Annotated in this window: 8 protein-coding genes; 2 read left to right on the forward strand and 6 right to left on the reverse strand. The window is 64.1% G+C overall.

The window, feature by feature from the left end; all coding sequences use genetic code 11:
• Positions 1–46 precede the first annotated feature (46 nt).
• Entirely contained in the window at positions 47–1492 is a 1446-nt protein-coding gene (locus ACG10_RS23745) for a hypothetical protein (protein ID WP_157731449.1), read from the forward strand.
• On the opposite strand, the gene ACG10_RS12525 is transcribed toward ACG10_RS23745, so the two are convergent.
• From ACG10_RS12525 to ACG10_RS12545, 5 genes are all read right to left on the reverse strand, one after another.
• Positions 1486–3234 carry a hypothetical protein gene (locus tag ACG10_RS12525; protein WP_089168468.1) on the reverse strand — a complete coding sequence of 583 codons (1749 nt, stop codon included), beginning with the start codon at positions 3232–3234 and terminating at the stop codon, positions 1486–1488. The genes ACG10_RS23745 and ACG10_RS12525 overlap by 7 nt on opposite strands.
• On the reverse strand, positions 3234–3920 hold the full coding sequence (locus ACG10_RS12530) for a hypothetical protein (protein ID WP_157731450.1): 687 nt from the start codon (positions 3918–3920) through the stop codon (positions 3234–3236). Before ACG10_RS12530 ends, ACG10_RS12525 begins: the two co-directional genes overlap by 1 nt.
• Before the next feature lie 66 nt (positions 3921–3986).
• Positions 3987–4967 (reverse strand): hypothetical protein, encoded by a 981-nt coding sequence (locus ACG10_RS12535; RefSeq protein WP_089168470.1) that lies wholly within the window; start codon positions 4965–4967, stop codon positions 3987–3989.
• Positions 4967–8509: a hypothetical protein gene (locus tag ACG10_RS12540; protein WP_089168471.1), complete on the reverse strand. Its 3543-nt coding sequence runs from the start codon at positions 8507–8509 to the stop codon at positions 4967–4969. Before ACG10_RS12540 ends, ACG10_RS12535 begins: the two co-directional genes overlap by 1 nt.
• Positions 8510–8595: 86 nt before the next feature.
• Complete coding sequence (locus tag ACG10_RS12545) at positions 8596–8697, reverse strand: PAAR domain-containing protein (protein ID WP_089168472.1); 102 nt, start codon at positions 8695–8697, stop codon at positions 8596–8598.
• A gap of 161 nt (positions 8698–8858) precedes the next feature.
• Between ACG10_RS12545 and ACG10_RS12550 the strand changes: the two genes are divergently transcribed.
• Positions 8859–9607 (forward strand): IS5 family transposase gene (locus ACG10_RS12550; protein ID WP_232487102.1). Its coding sequence is split into 2 segments (ribosomal slippage): positions 8859–9579 and positions 9579–9607, totalling 750 coding nucleotides; the frame shifts between segments, so codons are not numbered across the junction.
• A gap of 164 nt (positions 9608–9771) precedes the next feature.
• Here the strand turns inward: ACG10_RS12550 and ACG10_RS12555 are convergent.
• On the reverse strand, positions 9772–11904 hold the full coding sequence (locus ACG10_RS12555) for a TonB-dependent siderophore receptor (protein ID WP_089168473.1): 2133 nt from the start codon (positions 11902–11904) through the stop codon (positions 9772–9774).
• Positions 11905–12222: the final 318 nt, after the last annotated feature.

A 12222-nucleotide genomic window follows, 5' to 3' on the forward strand; every position in this document is an offset into this window, starting at 1 on the left:
CAGTACTCAAAAATAAGGAACATGCCACCTCACACAGGGAACCACAATGAAAAAACAAGTAATAACACTCAGCACCTTACTATTGCTGCACGGATGCTCGGGAAATGAAGTAAAGCCTTCACCTCCCCCAGCCAGAGCGATGAGTGATTACGACATAAACACCATCTACCCGCCACGCGAGGATATTTTCATAGGCGATATATACGCAAACATTTACACTCCAAACTGCAATGCAACTCTGGATAACAATGAATGCACCTTTACGTCAATAAGAATCGCCAGGATACCTATCGACAACATTAGTAAAATGATCCCCAACCAGCACGACAATACCCAGCCACTTGCCCCAGAAGAAAATGGATGCCAACTCAAGGAGATAAAAGAAACAGACCAGAAAGACAACACAAAAAAATATCTACCATCAAAAGAGTGCTTCACAAGAGACACTATCGACCCATCAGACTCATATCAACACTTAAAGCAAATAGCCTTCCCTAACTTCTACAAGCACACGGGGAACTCGTCACAAGCCTCAACTGCAATCCTGGCCAAAATTCTCCCCAAGGCAGGCATAGGCATAAACAACATAAAAGAATATAGCGTAGCGATCCCCACCGCACGGTACTATTCGGTCAACCCATTTGAAATACTTGATGCACTACAAAACCTTCCACCCGAGCAAAGTCAAAAACTGCAACAAGTAAAAGACTACAAGGAAATGGTCTGCAGCCAGTGCAAGACAAAAATATTCATCCCATATCAAATATATTACACAAGAGAGCTTGACATCACCTACAAGGGAGAGTTCTTTACCAATAGAAAATACAGCCAAACAAGAAGCCCCAACGAGCCCAGGGTATTATATACACCACCAACAGACACCAACGACAGTACAAACACATCAAGCGCAGCACTTATCGAAGAGAACAGCTTTGGCGTAACAACAACCCTAAGCCACGCTTCAACGGGAGACATAGGCGTAAGGCAGGTTTTCGATACTCCAATGGCGATTGGTTACAAAGGATTTGTCTACGACGATCATGAGGAAATAAAAAATAGACTGGCGGCCCACCACAAAAACTCCTACGAGCAACCTACTGTAACCGCATCCGAAAAATCCCCCCCATCCAGCATTTTTGAAGAGCGCTCGGATGAATCATTCAAAGCCGCTGACGATGCCTACTTCGCTGACAGTGGCGACGGTACGGACACATCCCCCCCATCCAGCGTTGTTGAAGAGCGCTCGGATGAATCATTCAAAGCCGCTGACGATGCCTACTTCGCTGACAGTGGCGACGGTACGGACACAGCCGGACAGGAAGCGGCTGACGCAGATCACTCAAGATCCGTTACCGACGGCGCAGACACCACCGAACAGGGAACGGCTAACGCAGATCACTCGGAATCCGTTACCGACGGCGCAGATACCGCCAAGCAGCAGACCGATAAACTCTTTTCCGGAACTGGTGATGCCCATGCCGCTTCTCAGTGATGCCGCTCCAGGCGCACGGTCTGGGTGACGCGGGCCGCACCCACGCCCTCGGCGGCAATCTCGGTGGCCAGGCACAGGCCGCGCCAGGTGCCGTCGATGTCGCGCACCTCGCAGAGCATGGCCGGCTCGATCAGGCCGGGGGCGGTGGCCTCGGGGAACAGCGGCAGGCTGAGGGTGACGATTTCCTGATTTCCGCCCTTGGCCAGCTCGGCGATGCCCCGCGAGCGGGCCGCGTCGGTGCCGGTGATCAGGTCGTCGTAGACGTCCGGGGCCGGCTTGTCGCCGGCGGTGCCGGTGCGCCGCACGTCCACCGCCACGCCATGGCTGGTGCCGCTGACATAGCAGCTGTTCCACTCGGGCTGCGGGCTCCATTCGCTGCCCCACTCGCCGACAATCTCGGCCGGGATGATCCGCTCCATCACCTCGCCGGCCCAGGCCCAGGGCGCGGCCCGGTAGCGCGGGATCACGCTCAGGGCGTCGCTGTCGCGGGCCGGCTTGACCACCGCGCCGATGGCCTCGGCGACGCGGGCGATCACCTGCAGGGCGGTCTGCTCCTGGTAGCTGAAGGCGCCCGCCGGAATCGTCCAGTCCGGCGGGTACTGGTTGGCGACATCCCAGGTCAGGCTGAAGCCGGTGTTGGTGAGCTGGTCGGCCGCCACCTGCTGGGCGTTGATGTCCACGGCGTTGACCGCCGAGCGCCTGGGCGCGTACGGCTCGGCCAGCAGTTGGGTGCGGGACACGCCGCCGATGGTGAAGCGCTCGGCCGGGAACTTGCCTTGGCTGCTGTAGCGCTCGATCAGGAATACCCAAACGTGGCCGTTGATGGTCAGCTCGACGGTCTTCGGGCCGCCGGCGTCCGGGCGCACCAGATTGAGCGAGGTGCGGCCGAGCAGCTGGGCGCTGAATTGCCAGCTGTAGGCGTCGATGTCGCGGCCGACGCTGAGGCCGGTGGCCTCCAGCGGCGTGCGCTCGGGCAGCACTACCAGCTGCACGCTGTTGGCGATCATGTAGGTCTCCAGGATGTCGGGCTCGACGGCCGGCTCGATGGCGATCACCGGGCCGTCGTAGTCCGGGTAGGCGATGCCGACGCCGGCCGGGTCCTGCGGCTGGCCCGGCCCCCAGCGCAGGGCGCGGCGCAGGTCCAGGCGGCGGGCCGACTGCCAGCGGTCGGCGCTGCCGCTGTCCACCGGCTGGATGGCGCGGATCGGCGCGACGTAGACGAAGTCGAAGAACACCTCGGGCGTGCTGCCCGGGCTGTAGCGCTCGCCGGCGAAGTCGAAGGCCAGCGGCAACGTGCCGGGCAGGTAGACGCTGCGGCGCAGGGCCTCGGCGGCATCGATGCGCGGGCCGAACTCGTCGCAGCGCTGGAAGACCTGGGCCGTGCCCAGATCCTTGCGGGCCGGCTGCGGGTTGTAGAGCAGGCGCAGGCGCACCTCGCGCGGGCGGATGCTGCTGTCCCAGCCGCCGGCGGCGGCGTGGTCGCGCGGCGGGACGGCATTCCAGGCGCTGGCCGAGCGGGCCTCGGCCGGCGGCGCCTCGCCCCAGGGCAGCCGCCCGGACGGGTCGCGGGCCGGGATGGCGCTCCAGGGCGCGGCGCTGTCCCGCTCGCGGGGCTGGCCGGGTTGCCAGGCGCCGGCCAGCGCCCGATTGCGCGCCGGCGTCCGGCTCCAGGGCGTTGCGGTCACGGGATCGCCGGACGCGCGGGTGCGGCGCCATCCGGCGCCGATGTCGGCTGTCAGCATCAGGTCATCTCGACGGATACGGGGCCATGGGCCAGGGGACGGTGGTAGCGCACCACCTCGGCACGGGCGCTGCCGAGGTCCTGCGGGCCGGTGAGGTTGCCATCCCACCAGTCGGGCTCGCTGGCCGGCAGGGTGCCGGCCTGGGTGATGCGGTAGAGCCAGCCCTTGAACAGGGTAGGACGGATCATGTCGTCCACCGCCACGGCGAGGTTCGGCTGGTAGAGGGTGCCGTAGTCGTCGATGGCCAGGGCGTAGACGGCGCCGCCACTGACGCTCAGCTCGAGGGTGCCCTCGTCAAGGCTGGCACTCCCGGCGATGCGCCACTGGCCGTCCGCCTGCCGCTCAACGGCGACCACCTCCCGCACCGCCGGCAGGCCGTCCAGCCGCACCAGGGCGCCGACCGTGGCCGGCGAGCCTGCTGCGCTGCCGCTGCCGTCGTTGAGGTCGACGGCCAGGGCGGCATCCTCGCTGACGACGAGGTAGCGGGCATTGGCGCGCTTTGGCAGCACATCGTCGATGGCCACCAGCAGGTACTCGTTGCCGTCCACCGCCGCCGCCACGAAAGTCTGGCTGCTGGCATAGCCATCATGGGCGACGAACACTGCCTGAAGGGCCAGCGAATAGGGGTGCAGCAGGCGGGCCACCTTCACGCTGCTGGTCTGCTGGCCCTCACGGGTCATGTTCACGACGAGGGTCCGCATGGCGATGGGTGACGGGATGGCGAATGTTTCCGCATTGGACCCATTCATGCGTCAACCCCAATCCGCCGAGTCCAGACTGACGAAATAGCCCATGTCCCCGGTGTTCGGCCAGCAGGGCACCAGTTGCTTGCCGCCGGCCAGCGTGATGGGCTGGATTCGTCCCTGCCATGTATCCGCGACACCGAACAGGGACAGCGCCTTTGAGGCGTAGACATGGGTCAGCACGGGATCAGTCATCAGCCCGCGCAGGCGTCCGCAGGAGCAGGCCAATGTCACACTGGACGATCCAACGAGGGTTGTCCCGTAGCCCCAGACCCGCGAACGGACCAGCGTCAGCTCGTTGAGCTGATACTGTGCCAGAGAAACTACCCCACCGCTGACGAAACAGGCGCCCAAGGCCGCATAGAGTGCGTCCGAGCCCTGATCCACGAGCCCCGTGTAGGGGTTGCGCAAGACCATCCCCGAATAGCCAAACAGGCGGGTTCCGGTAGAGGTTGAACTGGTATTCGCCCCACCCATCGAGCAGAAGTCCTCCTGCCCGAGGTCCGTGACATAGTTGCCGAAATAGTGAGCCGCGCAGTAGGACGGCGAGCCGTCTAGCGTCGACTGGAAAGACCCCCACATGAAGATACAGGTCTTTTCGTCGGCGACGACGTACCAATGCGGGTTGGTCTGAGTGTAGAAGCTCGATGTGTAGAACTGCTGGCGGGCCGTTGTGGCCGCCCCGTCATACCATGATCCGCTGCGCCGGTTGACCCCTCCCGCCAGCGCCGTAGAGCCATCGGTGATGGCCTCCATGATATAGGCGGTGTAGGTCTGCGCGCCGTTGGCGACGAGGTTGATATAGCCAGTGCCGTTGAACAGCGAGAAGCCGTCGGCATGCTCGTGTCCAATCGACCAGCCGGCGGCCGGCTTGCTGCCATAGCCGTTCACCAAACAGGCTTTCAGGATGGCCTTCACATAGTCTATGGTCCGCGATCCCTGCTGGGCCGGCGCCCCGGTGTCGAAGCTCGAATAGAAACGCACGGTCATCAGTCCGCATCCCCCCTGATCTGAATCCGAAATTGGTCATCCTCGACCGTGCCCTGCCCGCTCAGCACGGTGCGCACGATCCACAGCGGGCCGAGGCAGGAATCGGTATTGAAGCGCACGGCATTGCCGGCGGCCCAGCCCGAGCCCCAGCCGGCAGCGAGGATGGTGAAGTACGGCACCCCGGTCGCCGGGTTGGTCGGCGCGCAGTCGCTGCTGGTGGTGCCGGTGGTGATCACCCCGAGCTTTTCCTCGACCACGTTGAAGGTGGTCGTGCCGGTGAACACGATGGCCCACTTGCCGGCGATGGCGCCCTTGTTGGTCACCACCGGCGGGTAGTTGAGGCTGTTGTAGTTGCTGGTGGTGCTGTCGCCGCTGGGACTGTCGGTCCAGTTGGGCGCTCCGCTGTTCCAAGTCTTCTGGGTGTACCAGGTGTGCAGGCGCGCCTGCAGGTCGCCCCAGGCCACGGCGCTGGACACCTGGGTTTCGCCGGCCGGCAGGTCCCAGGGCAGCGGCGCGCCAATGCTCAGGGCGCCGGAAATCTGCACCTCGCTGCATACCGCCATGTGCTCGACCCGGTCGCGGATGGTCAGCGGCAGGCTGAGCGGGTTGGTGTCCACGTCCTGCAGGATCAGCGGGTTGGCCCAGGTGACAGTGCCCAGCTCGCGGTCGGCCGTGTACTGCGCCGGGTCCAGGGCGATGCCGGCGGCGTCCACCACCTCGATGGCGGCCTGCTGGGCGCGGGCCAGGGTTTCCGTGGTGCCGGCCAGCGGGCTGGCGATCACCGTCTCAGCCGTGTGGTGGATCACCAGCACGTCGCCCTCGCGGTAGATCGGCACCCGGCCGTCGGCCGGCAGGCGCACCGGGTCCAGGCCGATCAGCTCGGCATTCAGCGGCAGGCTGCTGTAGAGCACGGCGTTGTAGCGCAAGAGCGCCGGAATCACCGGAATGTCGCTCGCGCCGCTGGTGTCGTCCGGGTCCGCGGTGAACTTCAGGCGGACGATGCCGGTTTCCACGTCCACCGAGCCCCAGATCACCGGACCGGCGAAGGTGCCGTTGGTGTCCGCCGTGGCACTAACCACCGCGGCGGTGTCGGTGCGCACGGCGGTCAGCTGCAGGCTGGCCGGGCGCAGCGGCGCGCCGGGCGTGCGAAAGGTGACGTCGACCACGGCAAAACCGCTGTTGCTGGTCAAGCAGCCCTGCACGTCGATACTCGCCGTCTTGCCGCTCGGGTAGCTGCTCAGGGTGGCGGTGCCGCCGGCGTAGTCGACGGCGCCGACCGCGCTGCCGGCGTTGGTGCTGCTGCTGATGCCCTTGTAGAGCACGCCGTCGCGGTCGACGTAGGTGTCGCCGCCCCAGGCCAGGATCAGCGAGCCGGGCACGATGGGCTCGGCGATGTCGGGCAGCAGGTCGAAGGACAGCGGCGGCGCGGTCTGGCTGTCGGCCTGCGCGCCATAGCTGACCCCGGCCGGCTGGGCGCGGGCGACCAGGGTGCCGCCGTACTGCTCCTGCAGGCTGGTGGTGGTGCTCTCCAGCTCGGTCGAGGTGAAGGGCCAGCCGCCGGTCTGCTTGTAGGTGTACTCCTTGTAGTCGTAGCTCTCCTCGACGCGCAGGGTGAAGGCGCCGGTGGCGTAGTCGAGGGTGCCGGTCACGCCGACCCAGCCGCCGCTGCCGTTGTCGGCCACCGCGCGGTCGAGGACGAGGGTTTCCTCGTAGGTCGACTCGGTCGCCGACGAGGGCACGGCCTGGCGCTGCAGCACCGACCAGCTCATCTGCACACTGCCCGGCTGCAGCGGCGCGCCGGGGATGGTGCCGGACACGGTGCCGGCGGCATCCGGGGTCACGCTGAGCACGTTGTCGGCGACGCTGCCCTGCTGGTAGCTGTAGCTGATGGCGCTGCCGCTGTCCGGGGTGGCGGTCAGCTCCATGTCCAGCTCGCCGGTGGCATAGACGATGGTGCCGCTGGCATCGCCGCTCAGGGTGCCGGCGCCGGTGTCGGTGATGGTCTTGGTCAGCCCGCCGACCAGATAGGTGGCGGTCAGGCTGCCCGGTTGGATGCCGTCGTGAGGCAGACGGTGGCGGATGCGCGCCTTGGCCGCCACGCTCGCCCCGGTGCGCTGGGTGTAGGCCGCGGCGTTGTCGCCGACGTAGCTGTAGATGAGCGACGAGCCGACATCCGGCAGCGCCGCCAGGGTGATCGAGACGCTGCCGCTGGCGAAGTCGACGGTGCCGCTGCCCTGCCCGCCCAGTTCGCCGTTGCCGGCGTCGCTCAGCTCCTGCCAGTTGCCGAGGGCCAGGTAGCTGACCGTCAGGGTGCCGGTCTTGGGCTTGGCGTTGGCCAGGTTCAGGGTGTAGACGTAGCCGCGGCTGGACAGGTCGACGGGAATCTCGCCGGTGACGGTTTCGCCGGTCACCGCGGCGGCCGGGGTGTAGCTTGAGCTGGCCGAGCCGGTGAAGGTCGTGGCCTTGTAGGCGTCGATCTGCCCGGTGACGTAGTCGACGGTCAGCTTACTGAAGGTGTTGCTGCCGCTGACGAAGGCGAAGCCGCCTTTCTTGTCGTCGGCATAGACCCCGCCGTTGACGGTCAGGGTGATCGAGCCGGGCAGCGCGCCGGTGCCGAGGAAGGACCGCGACTGGCCGCTGACCACCTGGGCGAAGGTCAGCGCCGGCGAACGGGCGGCGCCGCAGGCCAGGTACTGGCGGCGGCTGTAGCCGGCCAGTTGGTCGAGCAGCGCGGTTTCCTTGTTGGTGCTGGGCACCAGGGCGGCATAGACCGACTCGACCTTGAGGGTCAGGTCGCCCTGGGCCACGGCCTCGGCCAGCGGGCTGATGCCGTAGTACTTCGCCGCATCGGCCACCTGGGTGGACAGCACCGTGGCCTTGGCCTGGCTGGCGGCGTTGGTAGCGGTGGTGCCGGCCGGGTTGACGCTGCCGCCCGGGTAGGTGGCCAGCAGCGCAGCGCTGATGCCCAGCTGCAGGCGCCGGCGCGGCAGGGTCAGGAACTGGCCGGACGAGTACTCGTAGATGAAGTTCTCCAGCGTGGCCTCGACGCTGACGAGGCGCACGTACTGGCTGCTGGTAGTGCCGTTGACCAGCTGGTAGACCTCGCCGATTTCCGGGAGGCGGTGCTCCTCGCGCTGCACGCCGGCGATCGAGCGCTGGCCGGCCAGCTGGTTGCCGAGCAGCTCGAAGGGCGCGGCGGTGGCCGGCACCACATAGTTCTCGATGGCGCTCCGGGCGTCGTCGCGCTCGTCGGTCTGGCTGCCGGAATTGAACAGCAGCACCGAGACGCGCGGATCGGCCGGGGCCTGGGTGAGGATGCAGTGGGCGCCCAGGTAGGCGTCGGCGTTGTCAGTCAGCACGCCGGCGAAGCCCTTGCGCAGGTTGATGCGGCCCAGGGTGCGGTCGAGGCGGCTGATGTCGGGGAACAGGTTGTTGACCTCGCCGTCGACCACGGGGGTGCCGGTGGCGCGCCCGCCGCCGTCAGCCTCGTCGGTCAGGCGCTGGGATTTGAGCAACTTCACGTCGCTGGCATTGATGGTCATGCGGAACTCCGGGCATGAAAAAGCCCGCACGGGGCGGGCTGGTGGGTCGAAGTCGTCGATGGGCCCATGGGCTGGCCATGAATCGATCATCCGGCGAAGACGTCGGGCAAACTTTCAGCCACGGTCGATCCGCAGTCGACCGGATCGCCGATGCGGCCGAGCGGCAAGCCGTTGGCGAAGACCGTCATGCTGCTCTGGGCCAGCACGCCGGCATGACAGGACGACAGGTCGCAATGGATGTCACAGGCATCGCCCTAGGGCCTGTTGACGTTTTGAGCCGGAGGGGGCGATGAGGACGGGCAAACCTGCAAAATCGAGGTTCCCACACCGCTCCCTCCGCAGGCTGGCAATGCCCCGATTGATGCTCAGTGATGAACTCTGGTCGAAGCTGGAAAAAGTTCTGCTTCAGCAAGCCATCTACCAAAAGCTGAATCTGCGCATGACGGTCGAGGGCATGCTCTACCGGATGCGCGTGGGCTGCCCCTGGAGAGACCTGCCCAGCGCCTTCGGATGCTGGAACTCGGTCTACAAGCGCTTCAACGCGTGGTCGTCGGCCGGCAAGTGGCTCAAGGTTTTCCAGGCGTTGATCGAGGAGCCCGATCTTGAGTGGGCCTTCATCGATGGCACCTATGTGAAAGCCCACCAGCACAGTGCCGGTGCTGCCAGCGATCGCCCCGAAGCCATCGGCAAAAGCCGCGCGGGACACACGAGCAAGATCCATCTGGCCGTCGATGCGCATGGCTTGCCCGTGGCGTTCGAGATCACCGGGGGCGAGGTCAATGACTGTAGCTCGGCCCCCGAGCTGATTGCGCAGCTGCCGTCTGCCGAAGCGATCGTGGCCGACAAGGGCCATGACAGTGAGCGCATCCGCGAACAGATCGAAGCGCAGGGCGCACGGGCGGTCATCTCCCGAAAGCGCAACTCGATCAAGGGCAATGGCGACCTGGACCGGGGGCTGTATCGCTACCGGCATCTGGTCGAGAACGCCTTCGCGCGGCTGAAGCATTACCGTGCTGTGGCGTTCCGCTATGACAAGCTGAAGCGAAATTACGAGAGCATGGTGGCCATGGTTGTGGGTTCCTGTGGCTACCCATGTGATCTATGGTCACCCCTGTTTTTCAACAGAATCGATCGTTAGCTGCCGGTCATGTCTGGAAGCTAATAACCCATAGCAGCCCGTTATCAGTATCGTTCCGCCGATGCTTGAGCAGCAGTTCTCCCGCACAGCCCGATGCCACCGTCATTTCGCGTAACAGCAACCATCAGAAGGTATAGGCCACGCCTGCCTGCACCGTCCGTGGCGCGCCAGGATAGGCATAGGTATTGAAGGCCCCTTCGTCATATCCCTCGTTGAAGACGTTCTTCACATCCAGGTTCAGGCGCACATACTCGTTGACCTTGTAGTAGCTGAGCAGGTCGACAACGCTGTAGCGCTCCATCGTATAAGTGACGGCCTCGGTCTGCCCCTTTCGGTCATCCACGTACTTTAACCCTACGCCCAGCCCAAGGCCCTTGGCGAAGCCGTCCTGGAACTCGTAGGTGTTGAGCAGGCTAAAGCTGTTGCGGGGGATGTTGGCCAGGCGCGTGCCGGAAGGCAGGCGGTTGTCCTTAGTCACTTCGGCGTCGACATAGGCATAGCCGCCAATCATCCGCCACTCAGGGGTAATGTTGCCGGCGACATTGATGTCCAGCCCCCGGCTGCGCACCTCACCGGCCGCTAGGCTATAGGTGGGGTTGGCCGGGTCCAGGGTCAGCACGTTTTCCTTGACGATGTGGTAGATCGCCGCATCAACGCTCAGCTGGCGATCGAGAGCTTCCCATTTCATGCCCAGTTCGTACGACTTGCCCTTTTCCGGATCGAACCCACCGCCGGCGGCAGGTGTGCCACTGTTGGGCTTGAACGAGCGAGCGGTATTGGCATACACCGCAACGGTGTCGGTCACGTCGTAGATCAAACCGAACCGAGGGGTAACGCCGTTTTCAGCCTTGGTGAAATCACCGGCATTGTTGAGCTTGTTGTCATAGTCGTGCTCGAACCGCTCGAAGCGCACGGCGGCCAGGGCCGTCAGGCGCTCAGTCAGGGCCACCTGATCCTGGATGAAGACGGCCCAAGTCTGCAGGTTCTCTTTGTCCCATGTAGTAGTGCGGGTCAGCGCCGGTCGCGGCTGGCCGAGCACAGGGTTGTAGATGTCAATGGGATAGGTGCCGTTAGCCGCCGACGAGCGCTGGATGATCGAGTTGTAGTCGTAGTTCTCGTACTCGACGCCGGTGAGCAGTGTGTGGTTGAACGCGCCAGTGTCGAAATGCCCCGTGAGGTTGAGCTGCCAGTCTCGGTCGGTCCACTCCAGTTTGCGGTAGTTGAAGTTGCGCTGAAGGGTGCGGCCGTCGGCAGGCGCACCGTTGGCCTCAACGGCATTGCCCTTGAGCGAGCCGTCGAGGAACTGGAAACCGACGCCCAGCGTCCAGTCGTCGTTGAGCATGTGCTCGAAGCGCACCTGAGCCATGTTGTTGTCGTTGTGCAGCAGGTTGTCGCTGCCTTTCTCCCAGATATAGGTGTCGCGCGACGCGCTACCGGTCTGAGTGGTGTAGCGGGTCAGACCACGATCCAGCGGATGGTTGTTGCGCATGAAGTCACCTTCGAAGATGACCTTGGTGCTGTCGTTGACTTGCCAACTGATAACCGGCGCCACGTCGTAGCGCTCGCTTTCGACATCGTCACGGAAGCTTTCGCCGCCTTCCCCAAGCACGTTCAGGCGATAGGCCAGCGAGCCATCTTGATTGAGCGGCCCGGTGGCATCGAGCGTCGCGCGGTGCATGCCTTGATCGTCGAACTGGCTGCCCAGGGTGACCTTCGGTTCGGGCAGCGGCTGTTTGCTGACCACGTTGAAAGTGCCGCCGGGATCGCCGCGGCCGTACAGGCTAGTGGCCGGGCCGCGCAGCACTTCAAGGCGCTCGACGGTATTGGCGTCAGGCGCGTTGGGGTAACCGCGGTTGATCGGGAAGCCGTTGCGGTAGAACTCGCCAGTGGTAAAGCCCCGTACGGTAAAGGTGGTCAATCCCTGACCGCCGAAGTTGTTGGCCCGCCCTACTCCTCCGGCATAGTCGAGAGCGTCCTGCAGACGGGTAGCCCCGGTGTCTTCCAGAACGTCCTTCGGTACCACGCTGACCGATTGCGGTGTTTCATGCAACGCGGTATCCGTGCGCGTGGCGCTGGCTGAACGGGTGGCACGATAGCCCTCCACCGGCCCGTCGGCGCGCTCGTAGTCACCGGCCTCGGCACTGATATTGACGGCTTCGAGCTGGATGCCAGAGCCAGCATCGAGTGGTGATTGCACGGCCCAGGTCATAATTGGAACAGCTTGCAGCAGGCACAGCGAGACGATCGAGCGACGCATCGATTTTGTGATCCTAACGAAAAAACGAGATGGTATGAAAGCGCGTCGAAATCCTATATGTTAATGCTTCCTATTATCAACTATTCGGCTACCACAGCTGATCGGTTGCCCAGTTAGGGCCTGTTGACGTTTTGACGTAGGCCGCGACGGAGGCCCGTTTGGCGCAGAACAAGGAACGAGGAGAGAAGTTTGGTCATTCCAAATGAACGACGAGCGACGCCGTGCTGCGCCAAACGGACCTCGTCCCTTCGGGTTGCGCGCCAAATGCCGCCATGCGGCGTTGCGGGTCTTGGCAAGGGAATGACCATTGCCGGCGAC

This window comes from Azotobacter chroococcum, assembly GCF_002220155.1.
Taxonomy (GTDB): Bacteria; Pseudomonadota; Gammaproteobacteria; order Pseudomonadales; family Pseudomonadaceae; genus Azotobacter; species Azotobacter chroococcum.